At 63.4% G+C, this 26,654-nt stretch carries 28 protein-coding genes and 3 pseudogenes; 21 read left to right on the forward strand and 10 right to left on the reverse strand.

Translation table 11 applies throughout. From position 1 onward, the window contains the following. Positions 1–47 precede the first annotated feature (47 nt). Together AOQ71_RS24910 and AOQ71_RS24915 are read left to right on the forward strand one after the other, a co-directional pair. A complete protein-coding gene (locus AOQ71_RS24910) occupies positions 48–929 on the forward strand; it encodes an HpcH/HpaI aldolase/citrate lyase family protein (RefSeq protein ID WP_057752440.1) in 882 nt (293 codons plus the stop codon). A 221-nt stretch (positions 930–1,150) separates the two neighbouring features. Continuing rightward, positions 1,151–1,903 carry a hypothetical protein gene (locus tag AOQ71_RS24915; RefSeq protein ID WP_057752442.1) on the forward strand — a complete coding sequence of 251 codons (753 nt, stop codon included), beginning with the start codon at positions 1,151–1,153 and terminating at the stop codon, positions 1,901–1,903. A gap of 58 nt (positions 1,904–1,961) precedes the next feature. Here AOQ71_RS24915 and AOQ71_RS24920 read toward each other — a convergent pair whose 3' ends face one another. Next, on the reverse strand, positions 1,962–2,717 hold the full coding sequence (locus AOQ71_RS24920; RefSeq protein ID WP_057752445.1) for an SDR family NAD(P)-dependent oxidoreductase: 756 nt from the start codon (positions 2,715–2,717) through the stop codon (positions 1,962–1,964). 190 nt (positions 2,718–2,907) lie between these two features. Here AOQ71_RS24920 and AOQ71_RS24925 point away from each other — a divergent pair, with 190 nt between their 5' ends. Further along, positions 2,908–3,801, forward strand: coding sequence for an AraC family transcriptional regulator (locus AOQ71_RS24925; RefSeq protein ID WP_057752448.1), 894 nt, complete (start codon positions 2,908–2,910; stop codon positions 3,799–3,801). Between the two features lie 150 nt (positions 3,802–3,951). Continuing rightward, positions 3,952–4,428 (forward strand): annotated as a pseudogene (locus AOQ71_RS48425) (N-acyl homoserine lactonase family protein); the annotation flags it as partial. A 153-nt stretch (positions 4,429–4,581) separates the two neighbouring features. Here the strand turns inward: AOQ71_RS48425 and AOQ71_RS24935 are convergent. The 4 genes from AOQ71_RS24935 to AOQ71_RS24955 all read right to left on the reverse strand — a co-directional run bounded on the left by AOQ71_RS24935 (position 4,582) and on the right by AOQ71_RS24955 (position 6,632). Further along, positions 4,582–5,001, reverse strand: coding sequence for a hypothetical protein (locus tag AOQ71_RS24935; RefSeq protein WP_057752519.1), 420 nt, complete (start codon positions 4,999–5,001; stop codon positions 4,582–4,584). A gap of 218 nt (positions 5,002–5,219) precedes the next feature. Further along, the gene (locus AOQ71_RS24945; RefSeq protein WP_057752457.1) at positions 5,220–5,798 is read right to left on the reverse strand and encodes a cytochrome b/b6 domain-containing protein; all 579 of its coding nucleotides are present in this window, start codon (positions 5,796–5,798) and stop codon (positions 5,220–5,222) included. 53 nt (positions 5,799–5,851) lie between these two features. After that, positions 5,852–6,130 carry a PepSY domain-containing protein gene (locus tag AOQ71_RS24950; protein WP_057752522.1) on the reverse strand — a complete coding sequence of 93 codons (279 nt, stop codon included), beginning with the start codon at positions 6,128–6,130 and terminating at the stop codon, positions 5,852–5,854. A gap of 151 nt (positions 6,131–6,281) precedes the next feature. Continuing rightward, on the reverse strand, positions 6,282–6,632 hold the full coding sequence (locus AOQ71_RS24955) for a hypothetical protein (protein WP_057752525.1): 351 nt from the start codon (positions 6,630–6,632) through the stop codon (positions 6,282–6,284). A gap of 90 nt (positions 6,633–6,722) precedes the next feature. On the opposite strand from AOQ71_RS24955, the gene AOQ71_RS24960 reads away from it, so the two are divergent. After that, positions 6,723–7,253 carry a TetR/AcrR family transcriptional regulator gene (locus tag AOQ71_RS24960; protein WP_057752460.1) on the forward strand — a complete coding sequence of 177 codons (531 nt, stop codon included), beginning with the start codon at positions 6,723–6,725 and terminating at the stop codon, positions 7,251–7,253. 115 nt (positions 7,254–7,368) lie between these two features. Next, complete coding sequence (locus tag AOQ71_RS24965; protein WP_057752463.1) at positions 7,369–7,566, forward strand: Trm112 family protein; 198 nt, start codon at positions 7,369–7,371, stop codon at positions 7,564–7,566. Positions 7,567–7,631: 65 nt separating this feature from the next. Here AOQ71_RS24965 and AOQ71_RS24970 read toward each other — a convergent pair whose 3' ends face one another. Next, positions 7,632–8,852, reverse strand: coding sequence for a ubiquinone biosynthesis hydroxylase (locus AOQ71_RS24970; protein WP_057752466.1), 1,221 nt, complete (start codon positions 8,850–8,852; stop codon positions 7,632–7,634). A gap of 217 nt (positions 8,853–9,069) precedes the next feature. Between AOQ71_RS24970 and tesB the strand changes: the two genes are divergently transcribed. Continuing rightward, on the forward strand, positions 9,070–9,933 hold the full coding sequence (gene tesB, locus AOQ71_RS24975; protein WP_057752469.1) for an acyl-CoA thioesterase II: 864 nt from the start codon (positions 9,070–9,072) through the stop codon (positions 9,931–9,933). 46 nt (positions 9,934–9,979) lie between these two features. Here tesB and AOQ71_RS24980 read toward each other — a convergent pair whose 3' ends face one another. Beyond that, the gene (locus AOQ71_RS24980) at positions 9,980–10,870 is read right to left on the reverse strand and encodes a DUF4339 domain-containing protein (RefSeq protein WP_057752472.1); all 891 of its coding nucleotides are present in this window, start codon (positions 10,868–10,870) and stop codon (positions 9,980–9,982) included. 244 nt (positions 10,871–11,114) lie between these two features. Here AOQ71_RS24980 and AOQ71_RS24985 point away from each other — a divergent pair, with 244 nt between their 5' ends. The 13 genes and pseudogenes from AOQ71_RS24985 (at position 11,115) to xth (ending at position 22,903) form a co-directional block, all read left to right on the forward strand. After that, on the forward strand, positions 11,115–11,453 hold the full coding sequence (locus AOQ71_RS24985) for a P-II family nitrogen regulator (protein ID WP_057752475.1): 339 nt from the start codon (positions 11,115–11,117) through the stop codon (positions 11,451–11,453). Positions 11,454–11,531: 78 nt separating this feature from the next. Beyond that, complete coding sequence (locus AOQ71_RS24990) at positions 11,532–12,833, forward strand: ammonium transporter (RefSeq protein WP_057752478.1); 1,302 nt, start codon at positions 11,532–11,534, stop codon at positions 12,831–12,833. A 40-nt stretch (positions 12,834–12,873) separates the two neighbouring features. Then, a complete protein-coding gene (locus AOQ71_RS24995) occupies positions 12,874–13,188 on the forward strand; it encodes an ArsR/SmtB family transcription factor (protein ID WP_057752481.1) in 315 nt (104 codons plus the stop codon). Next, positions 13,185–13,544: an SRPBCC family protein gene (locus AOQ71_RS25000; RefSeq protein WP_057752484.1), complete on the forward strand. Its 360-nt coding sequence runs from the start codon at positions 13,185–13,187 to the stop codon at positions 13,542–13,544. Before AOQ71_RS24995 ends, AOQ71_RS25000 begins: the two co-directional genes overlap by 4 nt. Positions 13,545–13,585: 41 nt before the next feature. Then, complete coding sequence (locus AOQ71_RS25005; RefSeq protein WP_057752487.1) at positions 13,586–14,188, forward strand: ATP-dependent Clp protease proteolytic subunit; 603 nt, start codon at positions 13,586–13,588, stop codon at positions 14,186–14,188. Positions 14,189–14,581: 393 nt separating this feature from the next. Beyond that, the gene (locus tag AOQ71_RS25010; protein WP_057752490.1) at positions 14,582–14,920 is read left to right on the forward strand and encodes a P-II family nitrogen regulator; all 339 of its coding nucleotides are present in this window, start codon (positions 14,582–14,584) and stop codon (positions 14,918–14,920) included. Between the two features lie 38 nt (positions 14,921–14,958). Further along, positions 14,959–16,407: an ammonium transporter gene (locus AOQ71_RS25015; protein WP_057752493.1), complete on the forward strand. Its 1,449-nt coding sequence runs from the start codon at positions 14,959–14,961 to the stop codon at positions 16,405–16,407. 221 nt (positions 16,408–16,628) lie between these two features. Further along, entirely contained in the window at positions 16,629–17,033 is a 405-nt protein-coding gene (locus tag AOQ71_RS25020; RefSeq protein WP_057752495.1) for a GFA family protein, read from the forward strand. A 217-nt stretch (positions 17,034–17,250) separates the two neighbouring features. Further along, positions 17,251–17,699, forward strand: a pseudogene (locus AOQ71_RS48430) (aminotransferase class I/II-fold pyridoxal phosphate-dependent enzyme); the annotation flags it as partial. Position 17,700: 1 nt separating this feature from the next. Then, positions 17,701–18,462: pseudogene (locus tag AOQ71_RS48435) on the forward strand (aminotransferase class I/II-fold pyridoxal phosphate-dependent enzyme); the annotation flags it as partial. 9 nt (positions 18,463–18,471) lie between these two features. Further along, positions 18,472–20,955, forward strand: coding sequence for a DNA translocase FtsK (locus AOQ71_RS25030; protein WP_057752501.1), 2,484 nt, complete (start codon positions 18,472–18,474; stop codon positions 20,953–20,955). A gap of 164 nt (positions 20,956–21,119) precedes the next feature. Further along, positions 21,120–21,878 (forward strand): outer membrane lipoprotein carrier protein LolA, encoded by a 759-nt coding sequence (locus AOQ71_RS25035; protein WP_057752503.1) that lies wholly within the window; start codon positions 21,120–21,122, stop codon positions 21,876–21,878. Between the two features lie 209 nt (positions 21,879–22,087). Next, positions 22,088–22,903: an exodeoxyribonuclease III gene (gene xth, locus AOQ71_RS25040; RefSeq protein WP_057752506.1), complete on the forward strand. Its 816-nt coding sequence runs from the start codon at positions 22,088–22,090 to the stop codon at positions 22,901–22,903. Positions 22,904–23,005: 102 nt separating this feature from the next. On the opposite strand, the gene AOQ71_RS25045 is transcribed toward xth, so the two are convergent. Then, entirely contained in the window at positions 23,006–23,449 is a 444-nt protein-coding gene (locus AOQ71_RS25045) for a cyclic nucleotide-binding domain-containing protein (RefSeq protein ID WP_057752509.1), read from the reverse strand. 60 nt (positions 23,450–23,509) lie between these two features. Further along, entirely contained in the window at positions 23,510–24,196 is a 687-nt protein-coding gene (locus tag AOQ71_RS25050) for a response regulator transcription factor (RefSeq protein WP_007598630.1), read from the reverse strand. Between the two features lie 204 nt (positions 24,197–24,400). On the opposite strand from AOQ71_RS25050, the gene AOQ71_RS25055 reads away from it, so the two are divergent. Next, complete coding sequence (locus AOQ71_RS25055) at positions 24,401–24,970, forward strand: L,D-transpeptidase family protein (protein ID WP_057752512.1); 570 nt, start codon at positions 24,401–24,403, stop codon at positions 24,968–24,970. Between the two features lie 129 nt (positions 24,971–25,099). On the opposite strand, the gene AOQ71_RS25060 is transcribed toward AOQ71_RS25055, so the two are convergent. After that, a complete protein-coding gene (locus AOQ71_RS25060) occupies positions 25,100–26,536 on the reverse strand; it encodes an IS4 family transposase (RefSeq protein ID WP_057740977.1) in 1,437 nt (478 codons plus the stop codon). Positions 26,537–26,654 lie beyond the last annotated feature (118 nt).

A 26,654-nucleotide genomic window follows, 5' to 3' on the forward strand; every position in this document is an offset into this window, starting at 1 on the left:
TCGCCTCCAACCTGGAACAAGTCCGAGCCATCAGGAAGGAACGCAGCATGACCCGCCCGCGCCGCAGCCATCTGTTCATGCCCGGCTCCAATCCTCGCGCCCTTGAAAAGGCAAGGAATCTCGCCGCCGACGGCCTGATCCTGGACCTCGAGGATTCCGTCGCTCCTGACGCCAAGTCCGCGGCGCGCGACGGCATAGCCGCCGCGATCGCTGCAAAGGGCTTCGGCAAGCGCGAGGTCCTGATCCGGACCAACGGTCTCGACACGCAGTGGTGGGCCGAAGACGTCGCCATGGCCGCCAAGGCTTCGCCTGACGGCATCCTGGTTCCAAAAGTTTCAAGCATCGAGGATCTCCGGAGCATCGGCCGCGACCTCGCCCATCTCGGCGCCGCGCCATCAGTGAAGGTCTGGGCGATGATCGAGACCGCGCGCGCGGTGCTGCATGCCGAGGAGCTGGCCGAGGCCGGACGCGATCCATCGTGCCGCCTCGCCGGCTTTGTGTTCGGCCCCAACGACATCTCGCGCGAGACGCGGATCAGGATGCTGCCCGGCCGCACCGCGATGACCCCGATGATCACGCATTGCATCCTGGCGACGCGCGCCGCCGGCCTCGAGATCCTCGATGGCCCCTATAGCGACATCGCCAATCCCGACGGCTTCGCCACCGAATGCGCGCAAGCGCGCGATCTCGGCTTCGACGGCAAGACGCTGATTCATCCCTCGCAAATCGAAGCCTGCAACGCGATCTTCACGCCTCCGGAAGAGGAAGTCGCGCGCGCGCGAAAAATCATCGCGGCGTTCGAGTTGCCGGAAAACGTCTCGCGCGGCGCGATCCGCCTCGACGGCGCGATGGTGGAGCGCCTGCACGCCGACATGGCGCGCCGCACCATCGCGATCGCGGACGCGATTGCCGCGATGAGCAAGGGCTGAGGTGTGAGCCAGTCCGCTTTGTCAACCTGGACTGCATCGGAACGCGGGTCGTTTTGAGGCTTTAAACGCCGCGAATGCATTGATTTGCCGCGCAGGTTTCTGATCACGACCGCGCGAAAATCGGCCGCGGTTGCTGCCGTTGACTTGCATAAGGCCCACGTCGCAAGGTAATGCCGGAAAGAATTGAAAATACTGGGTCCAACCTGGTGTGAGGTATCCTCATGACGGCTCTTGCGGAAGTGGCTGCTCCGGCCAATCTCGTCGACGAACTCACTGCACATGCGGTGCGCAGCATCGAGGCCGCTGATCATTCCGCGTCTCCGTTTCCCCACATCGTGTTCCGCGATTTCTTCCCCGCGGATTTCTACCGGGACATGATCCGGAGCGTGCCGACCCAAGGCTACGATCCGATCACCGGTACGGGGACACGGATGGCGCTGCGCCTCTACGGTGAAAATGTCGACAAGATCGAGCCGTCATTGCGCCCCGCATGGGCGGCCGTGTCGGCCATGCTGACCTCGAAGCCTGTCGAGCAGGCGATCCGGAACCGGCTGCATGACGGGCTCGAGATTCGCGCCCGCGGCGACAAGGTGGCCAAGGCTGAGGATCTGACGCTGGTCGCAAAGCCGGTCGTCTATGTCGACAGGGACGGCTATCAGATCAAGCCGCATCCGGACACGCGCAAGAAGGTCGTGACGATGCAGCTGTATTGCCCGGCCGACGACAGCCAGGAAGCGCTGGGAACGACGCTCTACCAGGCTTCGCTCAAGGGCCTGTTTCACGTCGGCTCCTATTGTCTCGAGCCCGTGAAGACGATCCCGTTCCTGCCCAATGTCGGCTACGCCTTCGTGGTCCTGAAGGCCTATCACACCCTGACCCGGATGAGCTGGCACGGCCGTCCGCAGATCCATACCGATCGTGACCGGGTCACCATTCTCAACACGTTCTATGTGAACGAGACCGTCGGCTTCTGATCGTTGGGTCTGGACCGCGACCGGTTCGTACCCGGTCGCGAGTACCGCCGCCGCCTCGTCAGATCGTCTGGCCCCCGGACACCTCGACGCGCTGGGCCGTGATCCAGCGGTTGTCAGGACCGAGCAGGCTCGCGACCATCGGCCCGATGTCGTCTGGCAGGCCGACGCGGCCGAGCGCGGTCATTTGTGCAAATTGCTTGTTCAGATCAGGCATGTCCCGGACGGCTCCGCCGAGGAAGTCGGTTTCGATCGCACCCGGCGCGACGACGTTGGCTGTGATGCCGCGTCCGCCGAACTCCTTGGCCATATAGACCGTCAAGACCTCGATCGCGCCCTTCGCGGCTGCATAGGCGGAGAAGCCGGGGAAGGACACGCGCGTCAGCCCGCTGGAGAAGTTGATGATCCGGCCGTTGTCGGCAAGCAGCGGCAGCAAGGCCTGTGTCAGAAAGAATGGCCCTTTGACATGCGTGTCGAACAGGGCGTCGAATTGCAGCTCTTTCGTCTCGGCGATGGAAGCCATCTCGCCCTGGCCGGCATTGTTGACGAGATGATCGAACGTGGTCGCGGCCCAATGCATAGTCAGCGTCGATCGAACCTCTGCGACGAACGCGGGAAATGACGAGACGGAGGTAACGTCGAGTTCGAGCGCGACGGCCTTCCGGCCGAGCGCCTCGATCTCGGTGACGACCTCGCGGGCGGCGGAGGCGCCGCTGCGATACGTCACGATCACATCGCCGCCGTGACGCGCGATGGCGATCGCGGTGTTGCGGCCAAGACCCCGGCTGGCGCCAGTGACGAGCGAAATGGTGGGCATCGGAAGTTCCTCGTGGGGTTGCGGTGAGTTGCTTCTGCCCGCGATCGATCGTCCGATGTTGCCGGATCCTCGGATCCTCTTGCCCAACACTCCAGAATGCGGCGGCGGCGGACTTGCCCAAAACTCCTGCTTTTCTGCCTGATTGCCCGGCGTTGTTGCTTGCGCGCCGGGCTCGGCCTAAAATTGGCGCGTGACCGAAACGCTGCTCCAGATCGCCAGTCGTTATTCCGCGGCTCACGCCGACGACAAAGGCATCGCCTCCACCCCCTTCGCCGGTGTCTCGATCATCCGGGAGACCGCGCCGAGCGCGCTCCTGTACGCGATCTCCAAGCCTCTGGTCGCATTGGTCCTGCAAGGCGCCAAACGTGTCGCGACCGGCCGGACGTCCTTCGACTTTGGTGCAGGCGATTCGCTGTTGATTGCGAGTGATGTGCCGACTGTCAGCCAGATCACGCGCGCGACGGCGGCGGCACCGTATCTTTCGCTCGTCCTCGAGCTCGACCCCACAATCATCGAAGGACTGGTGGTCGAGATGGGTTCGCTCCCGTTCATTCCGTCCCAACCGCTACGGGTCGAGCCTACGGAACAGGAGGTTGCGGATGTGGCGCTCCGCTTGTTGCGCCTGATCGACCGTCCCTCAGCCTTGCCGATCTTGCAGGGCCAGTTGCTGCGCGAGCTGCACTACTGGCTGCTGGCAGGACGGCACGGTGGCGTCATCAGGGCCCTCGGCATTGCCGACAGCCATGCCAAACGGATCGGCCGCGCCGTTGCCATCATCCGTGCCGACTACGCCAAGCCGTTGCGCATCGACCGGCTGGCCAGAGCCGCCGGCATGAGCCCGTCGGCGTTTCACGCGCACTTCCGGAGCGTCACGTCCTTGACCCCGCTCAAGTTTCAGAAACAGCTGCGCCTGATTGAGGCGCGTCGCGCGATGCTGGCGGATGCCGCGAGCATCGCGGCCGCAGCCCATCAGGTCGGCTACGAAAGCGTCACGCAGTTCACGCGCGAATATTGCCGGCTGTTCGGGATGCCGCCCGGGCGCGACATGCGCGAGATGAAACGGCGCGTCGAAACGGCGGCGTGAAAGGTTGCTGATGGCGACGATCGACAAGGTCTACATCCTCGATGGCGGTATTGCAGAGGTCGAGGATGGCTCGATCTACTCTCCCGGCATCAATGTCGGCGTCCCCATGACGCTGAGCTGCAATGCCTATCTCATCAGTCATCATGGCGAATGGCTGATCTGGGATACGGGAATCGAGGATGCGCTGGTGAAATACCCGGAGGACGGATCATCGCGCATGGCATACGCGGCATCGTGCGTCGTCCCATCGCCGACCAGTTGGATGAAATCGGCGTGCGGCCCCGCGATGTCGGCACGATCGTCCTGTCCCATGCCCATTTCGATCACATCGGAAATGTCGATCTGTTCGAAAACGCAAAATGGGTCGCTCAGCGAGCCGAGTTTGAGGCGATGTTCGGACCGGAGCCTGACGAGTTCGGCTACTCGCTGCCGCACTACAAGATGTTGAAGGAGCGGCCTTACGAGATCGTCGATGGTGACCACGACATCTTCGGAGACGGCGCCGTGCGCATGATCTTCACGCCGGGCCATACTCCAGGGCATTGCTCGCTGATTGTAAGGTTGCCGCGGCGCGGCGCCGTGCTGCTGAGCGGCGACGTCGCGCACAACAGGGAGAACCTCCGGCACATGCGCGTGCCGTCCTTCAATGCGGACCAGCAGGCAACGGTCGCGTCCATGGCCAAAGTCGTCGAATTGCTTCGCGCCGAGAACGCCGAAATCTGGATCAATCACGATACGGCGCAGAGTGAGGGGCTACCTCACGTGCCAGACTGGATCGCGTCAACGCGGCGCGACCTCAGTGCGATCGAGCGATTCCAGCGTCGCGGCGTTGCCGCAATAGCCGTGATAGTTTTCAGCCGCGGTGCCGTCGGCAAGATCGCGGTCGCACTCGCCCTTGTTATGGCAGAGCGAGCAGACCCGCTCCATATCGCGCAGCAGCAGCGGCTGTGGGCGTCCGAGTCCCTCCGCGCTAATGCCAAGCTGCTCCAGCATCTTCGGTAATTCGTCGGCGGCATGCTGGCCGTTGCGGACCAGCTCTTCGAGGTCGTCAGGCGCGATCCTGAGATCGTTCGCGATCCGGTCGAAATCGAAGCGATCAAGCTGCCGCATCTCGGCCATCTCGCGGCGATGCTTCAGCCAACTCGCGAAGGACTCGATGAGGTCCTGGACGATGGGGTAGGGACTGCTTGCGGTGCTCATGGAAAGCTCCATTCGAACGTCGGAACTGGAGCAACACTAGGCAAAATGATGCAGGAGCGCGTTGCGCTGGATCAAATCACGAAGATTGTCAGCGAGCTTGCGCCGCCTCTCCCGCTTGCGGGAGAGGTCGGGGAGAGGGTTTCTCCTCGATGGGACAGTCCCCTGGAGGAGAAAGCCCTCACCCGCGTCGCTTCGCTCCGCGGCTCGATGATTCCAAATCAATGACCTCGGATGCGCTTGCGGCCCGTGATCATGGCCCGGATCAGGTTTTCGTGCTGAAGCAGGCTCATCAGCACCACGCCTGCAACGTGCAGCAGGACCAGGATCATGACGGCGTCCGATGCGAAGGCATGCGTGTCCTCGATCCACCAGACGCCGAAGAGGGTGACTGTCACCGACAGCGCGCCTGTGATCGCCGAGACGGCAATTGACAGCAGCAGCGCCACCAGCATCAGCGTCCCGGCGGGATTGAGCCCGATATAGCGGCCGGTGATGCCGCGGCGCAGGTTCCAGAGATAGGAGGGCGCGGCACGAAGGCGGACGCCGATCAAGCGAAAGCGCGAATAGCGGCTGCCCCAGAAGCCCCAGGCCAAACGGAAGACGAGAAGCCCGATCACCGCATAGCCGACGATGCGGTGAAGCCTGTCGTAGACGGTGGGTGTGAACCACGCCACCAGGACGCACGCTGCGAGAGCCCAATGCCAGAGCCGGAGCGGAAGGTCCCAGATTGCGACCGTCCGATCCGCGGGGGTCCGTTTCGCCCCCCCGCACGTGTCTGATACCGCGTTGCCGCTCAAGCCGGGACCACTTTCAAAGCATAAGCCCTACCTGGCAAACTTACTTGGCAAACCTACTTGGCGATCGTGTGCTTCAGGCTGAGATCTTCCGGGCTGTAGAACAGCTCATAGAGCTTGCCTTCCTTGACGCCATAGACCTCATAGCAGGAGCCTTCGATCTTGGAGCGACGCACTTCGTAACCCAGCGCCGTCGCCTTGGCTTCGGCGTCGCTGGCCGGCTTCCATGACGCCTTGTCGAGCTTGGTGCAATTCTTGAAACCGTCGGCCATCGCGGTCGATCCAGCGCCGAGTCCGATCGCCAATGCCATGGCAACAACACGAATGACCTTCACGAACATCTCCTTTCCGTCATCTGCGCACCGCGTTGCGCGAGGCGCGTCCGAAGGAAGCAAAGGCGGGCATGAAGTCAATCGGCTCGGGTAGGGCGTGATTTAGATAAGCTCTAACGTCGGAGAAAATTGACGATGGCAGTCGTTGCGACGATCAGTAACCGGCCGCCGCCATCACCACGACGGCCGTGAGCGCCATCCAGCCGAAGTGGCGACCACGCGTCGCCCAAGCGTTGGCGCAGGCGGAAAGGCCGAACACGCCGATCATGGTGAGGACGATCCAGCGACGCGCCGAGGCTGAATCCATCCAGGGCGCGGCGACCAGCAGCACACCGCAGCCGATCCAGGCCACCGTCGAAGCCTGCCAGACCAGGCGGACCAGGGTGCGGAGCCGCGGCGGCTCGATGGTGGCATGGGGAAAGACCTTGGCTTCTCCGAGATAGCCATGGATGAGCGCCACGATGATGGCGCCGACGCCGGCACACTGCAGCAAGAGATCACGCATCAAGGCCTCCATACATCAGTGTATGGTGGGATAAAGGCTAGCCTGCCGGCTGTCAATACACTAGTGTATGGTCTGGGATCGGAACCCGACATGACCGAACAGCTCACCGCCGACGACTGGATCAGCCAGGGCATCAAGGCGCTCACCAGAGGCGGCTTTACCGCGCTGAAGGCCGATCCATTGGCAAGGGCCATGGGCGTCTCGCGCGGCAGCTTCTACTGGCATTTTGCCGATCTCGGCGCGTTCCACGCCGCCGTGCTGAGGCGCTGGCGCGAGATCGCGGCCGAGGAGATCATCGCTCGCGTCGAGGCCGACAGCGACGAGCCGCTCAGAGCGCTGCTGCGCAGGACCTTCGGCGCCCGGCTCGACCTGGAGCGCGCGGTGCGTAACTGGGCGGCGTTCGACGCGGCGGCGCAGGCGGCGGTCCGCGCCATCGACCGCCGCAGGCTCGATTATATCGAGGCCTTGCTGGCGAAACGGGGACTCGACGCCGCGACAGCGCAGGCGCGCGCGCAAATCCTGTACTGGACCTTTCTCGGCTTCGCGCTCTCGGCAGCGCCCGTGCCGAGCGCGCGGCTCCAGGGCCTGCTCGACGAGATCCTGAAGATGGTCTCTGACTAGCGTTTGACGCGTTTTCTTAACGCGAACCGGCGTCCACTTCGCTTGAAAACGCTACGGCCGGTGATGGGCGACCGCGAATTTCTGTGTTAGAGGCAAGCCAATGCCGGAGACCCCTATGAACGCGCCCACCGAACGCCCCGAAAACAGCGTCGATCCGAAACTGCTGGAGATCCTGGTCTGCCCGCTGACCAAGGGCCCGCTGGAATTCGACGCGGCCAAGCAGGAGCTGGTCTCGCGGTCTGCGAGACTCGCTTATCCGATCCGCGACGGCATTCCGATCATGCTGCCGGAAGAGGCGAGGAAGATCGACTAAGCGAGTAGGGAGTGGCGAGTGGCGAATCGCAAAACTCTACTCGCCACTCTCTATTCGCTACTCGCCTACAACGCCTCGCCCTTTAGCAGGCGAGGGATTTCGCCGGTGAGGCCGGCCGCCTGGCGGATGAACAGATTCTTCAGAGGCGGGGTGCGGTCGACGATGCCGAGTCCGATGTCGCGGACGGTGCGCAGTAGCGTCGACTTATTCGAGAACAGGAAGTTGAGCGAGTTGGTGGCAACGCCCATCGCCATGGTGTCGAAGCGACGCCAGCGCTGGTAGCGTTCGAGCACGTCAGCGCCACCGAGATCCATGCCGAGCCGCGCGGCATCGACCACCACCTCGGCCAGCGCGGCGACATCCTTCAGCCCCATGTTGAGGCCTTGCCCCGCGATCGGGTGAATGACGTGGGCCGCATCGCCGACCAGCGCGAGGCGCTCGGCGACGAAGGAGCGCGCGACGAAATAGGACAGCGGAAACGCGCGCGGCTTGTCCAGCGCCTTGACCTCGCCGAGATGCAAGCCGAAACGCTGCTCGAGCTCGCCGTGAAATTCCTCGTCGCCAAGCCCGATGATGCGTGCGGCCTCGGCGCGACGCTCGGTCCAGACCAGCGAGGAGCGCCTTCCGGTCAGCGGCAAAATCGCAAACGGGCCCGCGGGCAAAAAGTGCTCTTCGGCGCGGCCTTCGTGATCGCGCTCGTGGCCGACGGTGACGACGATGCCGGATTGGTCGTAGTCCCAGCCATGGGTGGCGATGCCGGCGCGCTCGCGCAGCTTCGATTTCGCACCGTCGGCTGCGACCAGGAGACTGGCCGCAATCTTGCTGCCATCGCCAAGCGTGACGTCAATGCCATCGGCGCTGGCGTCGTAGGACGCGACGGTGGTTGCGCGAAGATCGATGCCGGCGGCTTCGGCGCGGACCACCAGCGCATCGATCAGCCGACGGTTCTCGACCATGTGCGCGAAGGGTTCGCCCGGAGCGACGTCGCCGGCGAAATTCAGGAAGGTCGGACGCGTGGCGTCCTCCAGCTTCGAATCCGTGACGACCATGTCGAGGATCGGCTGCGCCTCGGCTTTCACATCGTCCCAGGCGCCGAGCACCTCGAACAGGCGGCGGCAGGCGGCCACGATCGCGGTTGCGCGGGGATCCCGGCTTGGCCGTGAGCTGAGCGCGGGATCGGCGACGATGACGGCAATCTCGGGGCCGAGCCCCTGACGCAGTGCCAGCGCGAGCGCCAGGCCCGCAAATGCGCCGCCGCCGATGACTATGTGACCCTGTACCGACATACCAAGTTTTCTCTGCCAAGCTTCCCAGTCAATTCTCGGGTCTTGCTAGCAGACTTGAGCTGGGCGAAACAGGGCGGTGAAACAAGGGCGGAACGGCCCGTCTGTGTCATTCCGGGGCGCGACAAAGTCGCGAACCCGGAATCCAGAGGTTATCAGCTCGAGATTCCGGGTTCGCACTGCGTGCGCCCCGGAATGACGACAATGCGAAAGCACCACCATGTCCAAAAGCCTGATCGACCTGATTTCCATCCTCGACCTCGAGCAGCTCGAGGTGAATTTGTTCCGCGGCAACAGCCCGAAGACGAGCTGGCAGCGGGTGTTCGGCGGCCAGGTGATCGGGCAGGCGATGGTCGCGGCCTGCCGCACGGTCGAGGGCCGGCTGCCGCATTCGCTGCATTGCTATTTCATCCTGCCGGGCGATCCGCAGATCCCGATCATCTACCAGGTCGAACGTCTGCGCGACGGCAAGAGCTATTCGACGCGCCGCGTCACCGCAATCCAGCACGGCAACGCGATCTTCTCGATCATGGTATCGTTCCATGCCGAGGAAGAGACCGCGTTCGACCACCAGGACAAGATGCCTGACGTGCCGCCGCCGGACAAGCTCACCGCGGAGGAGGTGGCGAAGCAGCCGATGTTCCGCGAGATGCCAGAGTTCATCCGCCGCTACTACGAATCCGATCGGCCGATCGAGCTGCGCCCGGTCGAGCTCGGCCGTTACTTCGGCCAGAAGATCGAGGACGGCCGCATCCATGTCTGGATCAAGACGGCGGCCAAGCTGCCCGACGATCCGGCGCTGCATATGTGCGCGCTGGCCTATGCCTCGGACTTCTCGCTGCTGGATGCGATCATGGCGCGCTATGGCCGCACGCTGTTCGACAAGCGCATGATGCCGGCAAGCCTCGACCACGCGATGTGGTTTCACCGCCCGTTCCGCGCCGACGAATGGCTGCTTTATTCGCAGGATTCGCCGAGCGCGCAAGGCGGCCGCGGCCTGACCCGCGGCTCGATCTTCAAGCCTGACGGCACGCTGGTCGCCTCGGTCGCGCAGGAGGGCTCTGTGCGCGAGCGCAGGAGCTGATGATCCCGAGCGCGAATTCATCGCGCTCGAGATGGCTTGATCGTGCTTACATCGATCCGCGCGGCGCGAGCTCGGTCTGCGATGCGAACCAGTTCATGATCCAGCGATAGACCCACGGAATCGGGATGATGAAGCTGCACAGGATCGCCGCCACGATGCCCCGCCAGAGAATCCCGAGCCCGCTGCCCCTGAAAATGATCTCTCGACGCGTGCCCTCGATATTGCGATAGATCCAGCGCAGCTGGGCGGCCGCGACCCAGGCCCATCCGATGATGGTGATGAGGGAGATCGCGAACAACAGGTTCCAGCCGATATAGCCGAGCACCGAGCCGTTGAAGCTGAGGCCGAGCGGCTGCCCGTTGGATGCGATGTTCGCGATCATCCATTTGAGCAGCATCCAGTAGAGAACGATCTGGACGATGTAGAAAGCGGTGCTCAGGATCTGGCTGCCGATGTAGCCGATCACAATTGCCAGAACGATGAAGCCGAAGAACCAGGGCACCATCGTCATTGCATTGCCGGTGAAGGACAGGTTCGGCCGCCCCGGGACCTTGACGCAGGACACGATCCATTTCGTGTACCAGACGAACACCCACGGCACCGGAATGACGAGGCACGAGAGGATCAGCATCACCAGCGTGCGCCAGGTGAAGTCGACGATCCCGAAATCGACCGACAGCGATCCGCCGGCGGCGCTGCCCGCGCCGGTATAGGCGCCACCACCCATCATCGGCGGCCCCCCGGTCGGAATGATCGGCGGCGAGCCGCCGCCGGAGATCAATCCAGGAATTTCGGCGGCCTTCTGCCAGCCGGCCATGCCCTCGGACCACACCAGCGTATCCGCGCGCACGACGCCTTGCGCGATCAGGTCGCGGAATTGCCCCTCCGGATAGGGCCCCTGCTGCTTGCCCTCGGATGCGTAGAACCAACTCGCCATGACGCGCCCCCCAAAATACTTATGTACCGCTCAGCCGGCGCGGGTTCACCGCATCCATGCCAAAAATGCATTGTGAGCGACGAACGGATGCCCTGTACAGAGGCGGCCGTTCACATGACCGCCCTTGGCCCAACGTTTTTCCGCTTCAATCTGCAAGTTTTTTGTGCCATTTGCCCGGAAAGATGCCAGATTGACGCATCGCCGGGGACACACGGCGGGCGCATCCCGGGGAACAGGCTGAATCATGAAACTCGTCGTCGCGATCATCAAACCCTTCAAGCTCGATGAAGTCCGTCAGGCCCTGACGGCGATCGGCGTCCACGGCATGACCGTGACCGAGGTGAAGGGCTATGGCCGCCAGAAGGGCCACACCGAGATCTATCGCGGCGCGGAATACGTCGTGAACTTCCTGCCCAAGCTGCGGATCGAGATCGCGGTTGCCTCCGACGTCGCCGAGAAGGCGGTCGCGGTGATCACAGCCACGGCGCGCACCGGGCAAATCGGCGACGGCAAGATCTTCGTCACGCCGATCGACCATGCGCTGCGCATCCGCACCGGCGAGACCGACAGCGACGCGCTCTAGCTCCAAGTTCTTCATCGTCGATCGCACCGGCAACGACGCCACAGCGTGCGACGCCATCACTATGCCGGGGAAAATGACATGGCGGGATTGTTGCGCCGCGTAGCCGCTATGGCTGCGCCGATTGGGTTTGCGTTGTTCAAGGCTGCGCCGGCGCGGGCCGCGACATCAGAGATCAACACCGCCGACACCGCCTGGATGATCGTCGCCACTGCGCTGGTGCTGATGATGACGATCCCGGGACTGGCGCTGTTCTATTCCGGCATGGTGCGCAAGAAGAACGTGCTCGCGACCATGGCGCAGAGCCTTGCCGCGGTGACCCTGATCTCCATTCTCTGGGTGGCGTTCGGCTATTCGCTGTGCTTCGTCGGCGACGGCCCATGGCTCGGCACGCTCGACCGCTGGTTCCTCGCCGGCATGACCATGGACAGCGTCAGCCCGGCAGCGAAGACGATCCCCGAAGCGCTGTTCATGCTGTACCAGATGACGTTTGCGATCATCACGGTGGCGCTGGTCGCGGGCTCGGTCGCCGACCGGATGCGATTCTCCGCCTACCTGCTGTTCTCGGTCGCCTGGTTCATCTTCGTCTACATTCCGCTGGCGCATTGGATCTGGGGCGGCGGCTTCCTCAACAGCATGGGCGTGCTGGATTTCGCCGGCGGCCTCGTCGTGCATCTGTCGGCCGGCACCGGCGGGCTCGTCGCGGCAAAGGTGATGGGACGGCGGCACGGCTATGGCACCGAAAATCTTTCGCCGTTCGATCTGTCGCTGGCGGTGATGGGCACGGGCCTGTTGTGGGTCGGCTGGTTCGGCTTCAACGGCGGCTCGGCGGGTGCGGCCAATTCGCGCGCGGTGATGGCGATCATCGCAACGCATCTGGCAGCCTGCTCCGGCGCGCTGACCTGGGGCGCGATCGAATGGTCGACGCGACGCAAGCCCTCCGTGCTCGGCATGATCTCGGGCGCGGTCGCCGGCCTTGGCACCATCACGCCGGCCTCGGGCTTTGTCGCACCGTGGCACGGCATCGTCATCGGCATCGCCGCAGGCGCAGTCTGCTACTGGGCCTGCACCTGGCTGAAGCACCGCTTCAACTACGACGACTCGCTCGACGTGTTCGGCGTGCACGGCATCGGCGGGCTGACTGGCACGCTGCTCGCCGGCGTATTCGCCACCAGCGCGATCGGCGGCACCGCCGGCCTGCTCGAAGGGCATCCGCAGCAATTGCTGATCCAACTCTACGGCGTCGCCGTCACCTTCGCCTGGTCGGCGGGCGTGAGCTTCATCCTGCTCAAGCTGGTCGGCCTGTTCGTGCCGTTGCGCGTGTCGCCGGAGCACGAGCTCGAGGGGCTCGACATTTCACAGCACGGTGAGGCGCTTCAGTAAGGGACTTGCGCAACACATAAGCGCGTGCTTATGTGTTGACATGATCGAAGCCGACATCTTCAAGGCGCTGGCCGACCCGACCCGCCGCAAGGTCTTTGAGAAGCTCGCCGGCGGCAGCCTCAATGCGAGCGCCTTGCGCGACGGCCTGGAGATCAGCCAGCCGGCGATGTCGCAACATCTTTCAGTGCTGCGCGCGGCAGGTCTCGTGCGCGAGCAGCGGCAGGGCCGCTTTGTGAATTACGAAGTCGATCCCGAAGGAATTGTCGCCATCGGGGCCTGGCTTGCGCGCTACCGCGCCTATTGGCCGAAGCGCATGGACGCACTCGCCGACCTCCTGAAGGAGATGGATCAATGAGCGACGCCGCAAAGCCTGATCCCTCCGAAGACAAAGTCGAAGAAGCCTTGGTGCTCGAGTTTGAATTCGATGCACCGCCTGCAAAAGTCTGGCGCGCGGTGACGATTCCCGAATTGCGCGAGCGCTGGCTGCCGGATTGCGACCTGGCCGGCACTGAACCTGAAACATCGATTCCCGGCGCAGAGGTGCGCTACCGGATGCGCGATTCCGAGCCGCCGTTCCGCGAAAGCCAGGTCATCTTCAAGATCGAGCCGAACGTGTCAGGCGGCACGCGCTTTCGCATCATTCAGCAGGCCTGCGCCAAGCTGCCGCAGCCGGCCAACAGCAATTGCTGCGTGATGCGCGCGGCGGCCTAACCACCCACAAACTTCATCACCTCTAGACATGGAGGTCGCCGATGCGCGACATGCTTCAGCTCGTGCCTATGGTCGTCGAACAATCCGCGCGCGGCGAACGATCTTTCGACATCTATTCGCGCCTCTTGCGCGAGCGCATCATCTTCCTCAACGGCGAGGTCAACGACGCGATGTCGGGCCTGGTCTGCGCACAGCTGTTGTTTCTGGAAGCAGAGAATCCGAACCGGCCGATCAATCTCTACATCAATTCCTACGGCGGCGTCGTCACCTCCGGGCTGGCGATGTACGACACCATGCAGTTCATCAAGGCGCCGGTGCATACGCTGTGCATGGGCACGGCGCGCTCGATGGGCTCATTCCTGCTGATGGCCGGCGAGCCCGGTCACCGCGCCGCGCTGCCCAATGCCAGCCTTCACGTGCATCAGCCGCTCGGCGGCTTCCAGGGTCAGGCGTCCGACATCCTGATCCATGCCAACGAGATGCAGGAAACCAAGCGGCGCATCATCCGGCTCTATGCGCAGCATTGCGGCCGTAGCGAAGCGGAGGTCGAGCGCACCCTGGACCGCGATCACTTCATGACCGCCCAGCAGGGGGTTGAATGGGGCCTGGTCGACCGGGTGTTCACGGAACGCGCCCCGGCCTGATTATCCCCGTCGGTTCCGACCATCCTGTAAGCAGCCGAAGGTCGCGCTCCATCTTCTGCAGCGCAGCGGCGCTCTTCGGTGAGCCTCACCCTGTAAGAAAATACCTTTCTACTGCCCGACGCATGAGCAACATTGTGTCGGCAGCCTGTCGTGCCTGTATTTTGATCAGTCCTGATCACGTTTTGAGCGCGACGTATTGGCGCACTGCACCGCAATACAAGCTGGGCGCGAAAACACCCGTTTTCATAGTCCGTTAGGCAACCCGCCCGATCTGGCACGGCATTTGATTCTACGGCGCGTGGCTGTGCCCGCGTAGTGAAACGTCTCCCTCGTGGCGAACCAGTCGAGAAACGCCCGGCCATGTCCGGACCGGGCCAAGCGGGGATAGGACCCATGAAAATTGTTATGGCGATTATCAAGCCATTCAAGTTGGAAGAAGTCCGTGACGCCCTGACCGCCATTGGCGTTCACGGTCTCACGGTGACGGAAGTCAAGGGATATGGCCGGCAGAAAGGCCATACGGAAATCTATCGCGGCGCCGAATATGCCGTGAGCTTCCTGCCCAAGATCAAGATCGAAGTCGCTGTCGCCTCCGAGCAGGTCGACAAAACCATCGACGCCATCACGTCCGCTGCGAAAACCGGACAGATCGGCGACGGCAAGATCTTCGTCATCAACCTCGACCATGCGGTCCGCATCCGCACCGGCGAGGCCGACGGCGCGGCCCTTTGATTTCGCGCTCAACCAAAATTCAATCAGGAGTAAATGCAATGACGTTTAAGCGTCCCTATGGCGCGGGATTGGCGGCTCTCGCAGTCGGCCTTTTCGCTGCGACCGCAGCCTATGCCGAGCCAACGGTCAACAAGGGGGATAACGCCTGGATGCTGACATCGACAGTCCTCGTGCTGTTGATGACGATCCCGGGTCTCGCGCTGTTCTACGGCGGCCTCGTTCGTTCCAAGAACATGCTCTCGGTCCTGATGCAGGTGTTCTACACCGTCTGCGTCGTCACCGTGATCTGGGCCGTGTACGGCTACAGCCTCGCCTTCACCGGCGGCTCCGACTTCATCGGCGGCTTCTCCAAGGCCTTCATGATGGGCGTCACCACCGACTCGAAGGCCGCGACCTTCTCGGTCGACGCCAACATCTCGGAGCTCGTCTATGTGTGCTTCCAGATGACCTTCGCGGCGATCACGCCCGCCCTCATCGTCGGCGCCTTCGCCGAGCGCATGAAGTTCGCGGCCGTCGCGCTCTTCATCCCGCTCTGGGTCACGCTGATCTACTTCCCGATCGCGCACATGGTCTGGTACTGGCCCGGCCCGGACGCGATCCAGGACGCGGCCAAGGCTCTGGCTGCTGCGGGTGATGCGGCGGCGAAGACCGCGGCTCAGGCCAAGCTCGACGAGATCAACGCCGACGCCGGCTGGATCTTCAAGGCGGGCGCGATCGACTTCGCGGGCGGCACCGTGGTGCACATCAACGCCGGCATCGCCGGCCTGGTCGGCGCCCTCCTGATCGGCAAGCGCGTCGGTTACGGCAAGGAGCTGATGGCTCCGCACTCGCTGACCATGTCGATGATCGGCGCCTCGCTGCTCTGGGTCGGCTGGTTCGGCTTCAACGCCGGCTCCAACCTGGAGGCCAACGGCGGCGCTGCGCTCGCCATGACCAACTCCTTCGTCGCCACCGCAGCCGCCGCGCTGTCGTGGATGTTCGCGGAGTGGATCGTGAAGGGTCATCCGTCGGTGCTCGGCGTCATCTCCGGCGCTGTCGCGGGCCTCGTGGCCGTCACGCCTGCCGCCGGTTTCGCCGGCGTGATGGGTGCGATCGTCCTCGGTCTCGTGGTCGGCGTGGTCTGCCTGTTCTTCTGCACCGTGGTGAAGAACGCGCTCGGCTACGACGACTCGCTCGACGTGTTCGGCGTGCACTGCATCGGCGGCATCGTCGGCGCCCTCGGCACCGGCATCCTGGTGAACCCGGCTCTCGGCGGCGCCGGCATCATCGACTACACCGCGATCCCGCCGAAGGTTGCCGATTACGACTTCGCTGCGCAGATGCTGTCCCAGCTCAAGGCGGTCGGCACCACGCTAGTGTGGTCGGGCATCGGTTCGGCGATCCTCTACAAGGTCGTCGATGTGATCGTTGGCCTCCGCGCCAATGTCGAGACCGAGCGTGAAGGCCTCGACATCACCGAGCACACCGAGCGCGCCTACAACATGTAACGTCTCCTCCCGGCCGCGATTTCCCTTGAGATCGCGTCCACTCCTACGGTTTGGGCACATACCCGGCAATGCCCCGACCGTTGAGGGGCTCCAGCGCAAGTTGGAGCCCTTTTTTTTTGCCAGATTGCTTTTAGGTCCGGCGACCCTAAGAAAAGCATTGCCATTCCAGATTGCCGGCGCAGAAATAACGACCACAACGAATAACAACACGGGAGGTCGTGATGCGCTTGGAAGGCGGATGCTATTGCGGCGAGGTGCGCTACGCGGCCGAGGGCGATCCGATGATGCAGGGGCAATGTCACTGCCGCGAGTGCCAGTACATCTCAGGCGGCGCACCCAACACCTTCATCGCGATGCCGGCGAACGGCTTCACCTACATCACTGGCCAGCCCAAGCAGTTCACCCGCAAGGACCTCGAGCGCGCCGTCACGCGCGATTTCTGCCCCGAGTGCGGCACCCATCTCATCACGAAAATACCCGGCCTGCCGGCCGTCGTGGTCAAGGTCGGCACGCTGGACGACCCGGAACAATTCCAGCCGCAGGTGGCGATCTACACCTGCGACAAGCAGGAGTTCCACGCGATCCCCGCGGGGATGATGACATTCGAGAAGCTGCCGGGGCATTAAGCCACCATGACGGTGCGCTCCCTCCCCCGCGTGCCTTGGGGGAGAGGTGACCACCCCGCCATCCCGTTGTTATCCGGCCTCATTTTTCCGGCTCTGGACGGAGCGGCCCGCCGATGGTTAATCGCGTCTTAACCTCGCCCTATCTATGGTGAACTGAACCGCTTTCCCGCCGGCGCGCAGCGCGCGACCGGCCGTTCCGAGAGTACTGGCGCCCAGAATGGTCATGACCGCTTCATCCCGTGCGCCGCAGGCCAGTGGAAGCTCCGACAACCAACGCTCGCCCTTCGTCCGGCTGAACGAGCTGCTGGCTCCGCATGAGCCCGGCAAGCCCTTGATTTCGCTGGCTGTCGGCGAGCCGCAGCATCCCGTGCCTGACTTCGTCGGCCCGGTGCTGGCCAAGCACGTCGCCGATTTCGGCCGTTACCCGATGAACCAGGGCATGGAGCCGTTCCGCAACGCTGCGAGCGCCTGGCTGTCGTCGCGTTTCAAGCTGCCGCGCGCGCTCGACCCCAAAAGCGAGCTTCTCGTGCTCAATGGCAGCCGCGAGGGGCTGTTCCTCGCCGCGATCGCGGCGGCGCGCTATGTCGGCCCGAAGCCCGGCAAGCCCGCGATCCTGATGCCGAACCCGTTCTATCCGGTCTACGGCGCCGGCGCCGGTGCAGCGGCNGAGCCGGTCTATCTGCCGACCACGGTCGAAAACGGCTTCCTGCCCGATCTCGATGCCATCGACGAGGCGACGCTGGCGCGCACCGTGGCGTTCTATCTGGCCTCGCCCGCCAACCCGCAGGGCTCGGTCGCCTCGCGCGATTATTTCACCCGCCTGAAAAGCCTCGCCGATCGCCACAACTTCATGATCCTCAGCGACGAGTGCTATTCGGAAATCTACACCCGTCAGGCGCCGGGCAGCGCGCTCGAATGCGCAGGGCCCGATTTCACCCGCGTTGCCGCGTTCCAGTCGCTGTCGAAACGCTCCAACCTGCCGGGCCTGCGCGTCGGCTTCGCCGCCGGCGACAAGACGTTCATCGGCAAGTTCCTGGAGCTGCGCAACATCGCAGCTCCCCAGGTGCCGATGCCATTGCAGCAGGTCGCGATCGTCGCCTATGGCGACGAGGCGCATGTCGAGGAGAACCGCAGGCTCTACCGGATCAAGTTCGATCTCGCCGACCAGATCATCGGCAATCGTTACGGCTATCGCCGGCCTGATGCCGGCTTCTGCGTCTGGCTCAACACGTCAGAGATCGGCGACGATGTCGCCGTGACTCTGAAGCTCTTCAGGGAGGCCGGCGTGCGCGTGGTGCCCGGCTCCTATCTGGCGCGGCTTCAGCCCGACGGCTTCAATCCCGGTGCCGGCTACATCCGCCTGGCGCTGGTGCAGGACAGTGAGACCACGGCGCAGGCGCTGCACCGGCTGGTCGAAACTCTGGGTTAGGCGGGGCCCATGAGCATGTCGGCAATCGAACGTGTGATTCCCCTGGTCGGCCATCTGCCGCCTTCGATCCGCGAAGCGCTGAGCCGGCGTTTGCGCGAGCTGACCGGCTTTGGCCTGGTCACGCTCTCGGGCGTCGCCTCCGCCGCGTTGATGACCTGGTCGGTGCAGGACCCGAGCCTCAGCCACGCGACCTCACGGCCGATCCACAATATCCTCGGCTATGCCGGCGCCATCGGCGCCGACCTCGCGATGCAGATCCTCGGCCTCGGCGCCATCATGCTGATCCTGACGGTCGCGGTGTGGGGCTGGCGCATGATGACCCACCGCCCGTTCGACCGCGAGGCGCTGCGGCTCGGCTGCTGGATTCTGTGCACGGTGATCGCGGCGGGCTTCGTCAGCTGCTGGCCGCATGGCGGCGCCTGGCCGCTGCCGACCGGGCTCGGCGGCGTGGTTGGCGATGCGCTGGTGCGCGCGCCAGCGGTGATCTTCGGACCGCCTGGCGCGATCTATCGCATCGTGCTCGGCGCTATCCTGTTCGTGGCGCTCACAGCAACCTTCCTGATCGCCTGCGGCCTCGGCGCGCGCGAGCATGACGAGGAGCTTGCGGAGATCGAGGACGACGACAAGCCGCTCGAAGACGGCGAGGACAGCGATCGCGGTTCGGTGTCGCTGGGCTTTCTGTTCCACGCGCTGATGAGCACCAAGGCACGCCTGATCTGGCTTTGTGGGGCTGCTTATCGCTCGCTGGTTTCAAGCGGCAGCAAGACCAAGCCGGCTTCGTTCAGTCGGCAGGAGCCCAATCTTGGTGGCAGCCGCGTCGCGCCCTCGATCTCGCCGCAGGCCGCGGACGACGACTACGAGGACGAGCACGACGAGCAAGAAGTCGAGGAGGAGGAAGAAGAGGAAGAGGCGCCCGCGCGCACCTCGCGCAAGAAGGCTGCGCCGAAGGCGGCGCCCAAGAAGGGCTCCGACAAGTTCGATCTTCCCTCCGTCTCCATGCTGGCCGCGCCGAAGGCCGGCGATCGCCAGCCGCTCAGCAAGGCCGAGCTCGAGACCAATTCGCGCTCGCTCGAAGGCGTGCTGCAGGACTTTGGCGTCCGCGGCGAGATCGTGAAGGCCAATCCGGGTCCCGTCGTCACGCTGTACGAGCTCGAGCCGGCACCGGGCATCAAATCATCCCGTGTGATCGGCCTTGCCGACGATATCGCCCGCTCGATGAGCGCCCTGTCGGCGCGCGTCGCGGTCGTGCCCGGCCGCAACGCCATCGGCATCGAGTTGCCGAACGCGCACCGCGAGAAGGTTTACCTGCGCGAATTGCTGGTGGCGAAGGAAGCCACCGACACGGTCGCGAAGCTGCCGCTCTGCCTTGGTAAGACCATCGGCGGCGACCCCGTCATCATCGATCTCGCACGCACGCCGCACATGCTGATCGCCGGTACCACCGGCTCCGGTAAGTCGGTTGCGATCAACACCATGATCCTCAGCCTGGTCTACCGGCTGCGCCCCGATCAGTGCCGGTTGATCATGGTCGATCCGAAGATGCTCGAACTCTCCGTCTATGACGGCATTCCCCATCTGCTCACGCCCGTCGTGACCGACCCGAAGAAGGCGGTGGTCGCGCTGAAATGGGCCGTGCGCGAGATGGAAGAGCGCTACAAGAACATGGCCAAGCTCGGTGTGCGCAACATCGACGGCTACAACACGCGCCTGCTCGAGTTGAAGGCCAAGGGCGAAGAGCCGACGCGCACGGTGCATACCGGCTTTGACAAGGAAACCGGCAAGGCGATCTACGAGGAAGAGAAGCTCTCGCTCGATCCGCTGCCCTACATCGTCATCATCGTCGACGAAATGGCCGACCTGATGATGGTCGCCGGCAAGGACATCGAAGGCGCGGTGCAGCGCCTCGCGCAGATGGCGCGCGCCGCCGGCCTGCATGTGATCCTCGCGACACAGCGTCCGTCGGTCGACGTCATCACCGGCACCATCAAGGCAAACTTCCCGACCCGCATCGCCTTCCAGGTCACCTCCAAGATCGACAGCCGCACCATTCTGGGCGAGATGGGCGCCGAGCAGCTGCTCGGCCAGGGCGACATGCTCTACATGGCCGGCGGCGGCCGCATCAGCCGCGTGCACGGGCCGTTTGCCTCGGACGAGGAAGTCGAGAAGGTGGTGCGCCATCTCAAGACGCAGGGCCAGCCGGAATATCTGGAAGCAGTCACGGCCGAAGAGCCGACCGAGGACGAAGATGGCGGCGCCGTGTTCGACGCCAGCGGCATGGGTGCGGATGGTGGCGGCGATCTGTTCCAGCAGGCCGTCGCGATCGTCAAGCGCGACCGCAAGGCCTCGACCAGCTACATCCAGCGCCGCCTGCAAATCGGCTACAACCGTGCTGCATCGCTGATGGAGCGCATGGAACTGGAAGGCATTGTCGGACCCGCCAATCACGCCGGCAAACGCGAGATTCTGGTCGAGGAAGAAGACAGTCACATGTGAGGCAACGAGCGACCCACCCGCCTCCGAACGCTATTGTCACGCAAATTCGATCTCTGCTTTTGCCCGAAATCACGCTAAAACGGCGCCAGCCACGTTAGGACGACGCGTTGACCAGACATCCGGACCTTGGATTCGCAGCCTCTCTCGCCGCGCGCAGCGCGCGCGTGGCCGGCGTGCTTCTCGTCACCGCCGCGACGATGACCGTAGCGTCGGTCGCGCAGACGGTCCCCGTGCCGAAGCCGGCGCCGAAGGCGCGTGACGCCGCTCCGCCATCGGGCGGACCGGCGATCTCAGGCGCAACGCAAGCGCCACCGAATCCGATTATTCCGGATCCGCGCCGCAACGTGCCGAGCAGCATCTTCCAGACCTTCGACGACAAGCAGAAGGCGCAGGCCGCCAAGGTCAGTGCGTATCTGTCATCGCTGCAGACGCTGGTCGGAAATTTCGTCCAGGTCGGCCCCGACGGCAGCAAGACGCAGGGCGATTTCTACATCCAGAAACCGGGCAAGATGCGTGTCGAATATGATCCGCCGAGCCCGATCGACATCGTCGCCGATGGATCCTCCGTCGTGGTGCGCGATCGCAAGCTTGCGACGCAAGACGTCTATCCGCTGTCGCAGACGCCGCTCCGCTTCCTGCTGTCCGATCGCATCGACCTGATGAAGGACACCAACGTCGTCAACGTCTCCGCCGACGACCTCTTCATCAGCGTCACGATCGAGGAGAAGCAGGCACTGGTCGGCACCAGCCGCCTCCTGCTGATGCTCGGCGCCAAGGACGGCCAGTTGAAGCAATGGACCGTGACCGATCCGCAAGGCTACGACACCACATTTGCGGTCTACAATCTGGACACGACCAAGAAGCTCGATCCGAACATGTTCAAGATCGACTTCACCAATTACAACGTGCCGTCGCCGGGCTGACGGCGCCGTAGGGCGGGTTAGCCCCGCGGATTGCGCGAAGCGCAAACCGCGAGGCGTAACCCATCACTGTTTGGCTCCGCGGATGCAGAGGTTGGTGGGTTACGCCGAGCAGATGCGCTTCGCGCACCTGCACGGCTAACCCACCCTACGGCACCGTCCCTGTGGACAGGCATTTCGCCCACGCCAATCCATGCTAAGACGCACCTCCCATGCGTCTTTCCCTGACAACCTGGAACATCAATTCGGTGCGGCTGCGCATCGATCTGGTCGCGAAATTTCTCAAAAGCGCGCGGCCGGACGTGCTGTGTCTGCAGGAGACCAAATGCATCGACGATGCCTTTCCGCTGAAGCGCTTCAAGCGACTCGGCTATGAGCATGTCGCGCTGAACGGACAGAAGGGCTATCACGGTGTCGCCATCGTCTCGAAGATTCCGTTCGAGTCGACCGACATCCGCACCTTCTGCGACAAGGTGGATTCGCGCCATATCTCGGTCTCGTTCGGCGAGAAGGCCAATATCGCAAAGCCGCTGGTGCTGCATAATTTCTACGTCCCCGCCGGCGGCGACATTCCCGATCCGGCGCTGAACGAAAAGTTCGACCACAAGCTTCGCTTCCTCGACGAGATGAAGGCCTGCGAGCCGCTGCATCCGCGCGAGCAGGATCGTCACATCCTGGTCGGCGATCTCAATGTCGCGCCGCACGAGAACGACGTGTGGTCGCACAAGCAGCTGCTGAAGGTCGTCTCGCACACGCCTGTAGAAACCGAAAAGCTGAAGGCGGCGCTCGAGGCCGGCGAGTGGGTCGACGTCGCACGCGACCGCATTCCGATGTCGGAAAAGGTCTACACCTGGTGGAGCTATCGCTCCGCCGACTGGACCGTCGGCGACCGCGGCCGGCGGCTCGACCACATCTGGGTCTCGCGCGCGCTGAAGGACGCGGTGCAGGATTTCAAGATATTACGCGATGCCCGCAGCTGGGAGCGGCCATCGGACCACGTGCCTGTGACGGTGACGCTGGAGGTATGAGCGCCCGTAGCCCGGATGGAGCGCAGCGAAATCCGGGATTCTCGCGTGCGGAAAGACTGCCCCGGATTGCGCTTCGCTCCATCCGGGCTACGGCACCATGAGCTACGTACTCAGCTTCGAACCCGCCATCAGAATATCGCTGGCGATCTGGCTGGAGCGGATGGCGAATTCGTCGCGCAGGCGCACCGCGGCGGCGGGATCGCTCTCGAGCACGCGCTGAAACAGGCTGCGTGCGACGCGGATGACGGAGGAGTTCTCCAGCGCCACCGCACCGGACGGCCGCTTCATCGGCACGACCAGGGCGAGCTCGCCGATCAGCGTGCCGGGACCTGCGATCATCTCGGCGCCGGCGCCGTCATCGACGCGAAAGGCGCCGCGCTGGACCACGAAGCCGGCGTCGGCATCGTCCCCGAGATTGAACAGGATGTCGCCGCGGACGAAGTCGCGCTGCTCGGAGCCGATCGCCAGCATGCGCAACGAGGCGTCTCCCAACAGGCGCAGTGTCGGGACACGCTCAAGCAGCGCTACGTCATCGTCGATTGACATTCCGGTCCGAGGCTCGAGGAACGCGCCAATTTACGACGAATCGCGCGTATCCGGAACGTATCACGGCACCAGCTTGTAGCCACCGGCTTCCGTGACCAGGATCTCCGGGTTGGCGGCATCCTTCTCGATCTTCTGGCGGAGGCGGTAGATGTGGGTTTCCAGCGTGTGGGTGGTGACGCCGGAATTGTAGCCCCAGACCTCCTGGAGCAGGGTCTCGCGCGAGACCGGCATCTGGCCGGCCCGGTAGAGGAAGCGCAGGATCGCCGTTTCCTTCTCGGTGAGGCGGACCTTGCGGGCATTGGCCGCGGTCAGCATCTTGGAGCCGGGGCGGAAGGAGTAGGGGCCGACCGAGAACACCGCGTCCTCGCTGGCCTCGTGCTGGCGCAGCTGGGCGCGGATGCGGGCGAGCAGCACGGCGAAGCGGAAGGGCTTCGCGACATAGTCATTGGCCCCTGATTCCAGGCCCAGAATCGTGTCGGAATCGGTGTCGTGCCCCGTCAGCATGATGATCGGCGCCTTGAAGCCGCCTTTGCGCAGGGAGCGGACCACCTCGCGGCCGTCGGTGTCGGGGAGGCCGACATCCATCAGAACAAGATCAGGGGCGTTGGCTTTTGCGGCGCTGGCGCCCTTGGCGCCGGTATCGACGGCGGAGGCTTCAAACTCTTCGTGTAGCGATAATTGCTCCACCAACGTATCGCGCAGATCGGTATCGTCATCCACGATCAGGATCTTGCGGGCATTGGCCATGGGGGATCATCCTTTTGGAGTCCGGCGAGGCGCGCATGCATGCGGCACCCAGCCGTGATGGGAAAGTTTAGGGGTCGCTGTTTTTATTGTTGTTCGTGTTGAAGTAGTGGGCTGCTACCGATTCACAAGCCGGAAACACTCTAACCTAGAATAGCAGGACGGTTCGATGAATGTCCTGTAATGAATTCGACATCGCGATTTCACATGAAAAACAAAGCTGTGTCAGTTAGTTACACCGGGAATCGAGGCAACGGACCACTGTCCGCGATCCGCGTTAAGCCTGCCGCCGGGAATCCGCGCAGGGGCTGGCTGAGGGCCGGCGGCCTGACAATCCCGGTGGCGCTGGGGCGCGGCGGCATTCTGGCCAACAAGCGCGAAGGCGATGGCGGCACTCCCAGGGGCAGCTTTCGGCCCCGGCAATTATGGTGGCGGGGCGACCGGCACAGCCGTCCCAGGACGTTTCTGCCGGCGCGCATCATCACCGACACGGACGCCTGGTGCGAGGACCCCGGTGACCGCCATTACAACCAGTGGATCCGGCGCGGGCAGGGCGAGGGCGGTGATCGGCTCAAGCGCGACGACCATCTCTATGATTTCATCATCGAGATCGATCACAACACATGCCCGCGCATCGCCGGCCGCGGCAGCGCGGTGTTCCTGCACCTGGCGCGCGACAATTTCGGCCCGACCGCAGGCTGCATCTCCATGACACGAGCGGCCATGCTGCAGCTGCTGTGGCGGATAGGACCAAGAACAAGAATCATCATCGGGTAAGGACACATGCTCGACAAGAATCAGATCGAAGCCGCTTCGCGTGTCCTCGTTCAACATTGGCGTGACGGCAGCAAGCTCGACGCGCTGGAGGCGCGGCTGCGGCCGCGGAGTAGGGCCGAGGCTTACCTTTCAATTACCCATAATTTTAGCCCCGATCGCGGCCCCCAATTCGATGTCGATCAGTCGCGATAGTCCGCGCCAGATCACGGTATTTCCTGGAGGCGGATCGTTGGCTCGGGCCAAGTATCCTCCGAGCCGCGCGATCTTGACGACGTAGTGGGAGATCGTGGTTCGTTGAGAGCGGTTGGCACCCCGATCTTTCACCAAATGATCGAGAAGCTTGATTTCGGTTTCCGTCAGCGCCGTTTGCGGCGGCGCATTCGGCGTGGAGCGATTGAGCATCGTCATCCAGAAGACGCGCCAGCTCACAATGCAGAAGACCGCGATCAGATTGACCAATCGCTCAGCGGTTCGCAATTTCGACTCCTCCGCCTTGCAGCCCGATTTGAGGATCTTATGGAAGACTTCGATCTTCCACCGCAGCGCGTACCACTCGAGCTTCTCGATGGCGTCCTTGCGCGATTGGACCGGGAGATCGGTGAGAAGCTTCCACTCGATTTTCTTTCGCCGCTTCGGCGTTCCGCGCTCTTGAGCATGGATCACGGTCAGAGTGAGTGCAGGATATTTCTTCTGCTTGCCGATCGGCGGCAGAATTCGAAGCTTGCGGAATCGAATTTCAAGAAGCGCTTCATCCGGATCACCTTTGTCATCCTTGACAGCCACCCGGTGCAGACCTTTGACCGCGACCTCGTCCATTTCGTCGGCAATTGTATGATTGCCGTCCCCGGCGAGTCGATCAACGCAGGTTCGCACCAGGAAATGCGTTCCAACCTCTTCGGCCAGACAGAACAGCTCATAGATGTCGCTCTCGCGATCGCCGATATGAACGCATTGTCCAGGGGCAGCGAGAAGGTCGGTCGATTGTCGTAAATTCTCCAGCCAGCGGATGCTCTCCTTCTGCTCGATCGGAACCCGTGTCGGATTGATCTTTCGCTTCAGGGCCGTCGTCCCCTTGAACTTCTTGCGTGTCCAGAACTTGATTGCCGCCAGTCCGAGCGGAAGCCCCTCGGTCGTCACGGCGAGGCTCGAATGCATCAGGATGCCGCACTGCGTGCGCCCTGCCGTCTTACCTGTAAAGCCAATCAGATCCGGCTTCTCTCGCTTGAAGCTGAATTCCGTCGTGTCATGGAGGACAAGGATCGGCCCCTCCGTTGTCGTCGCGCGCCCGTGCGTCGCCTCAAAGTGGCCGCCAAGAATATCCGCCTCGTTGACCCGTTCGTTGGAGAAGAAGCGATACGCGGCCTTCGTGTTCGCCCAGTCCTGACAAACCAGCGGGATGCTCTGACCCATGTCGCTCCCGATCAGCCCGAGCAACTTGCAAAATCGGCGGCCGAGCCGCTCATCCTTAAACTCGCATCCCGCAACTTCCCGATCAACCCACGTCTCGATGCCGGTCGTCAATCGCTGAGCACGCGCTTCCGCAAGATCCTTTAGTACCAAGCCCACCAAGCACCATCAAATTCGAATCAGGTGCTCGACAACGAATCACAAGAGATTCTGCCGATTCAAGTTTTCGCCGCGGACACGTCGTCTAAATCGACCGCAAATTGTGGGTAATTGGAAG

Origin of the sequence: Bradyrhizobium manausense, from assembly GCF_001440035.1 — a bacterium.
GTDB classification, from domain to species: Bacteria; Pseudomonadota; Alphaproteobacteria; order Rhizobiales; family Xanthobacteraceae; genus Bradyrhizobium; species Bradyrhizobium manausense.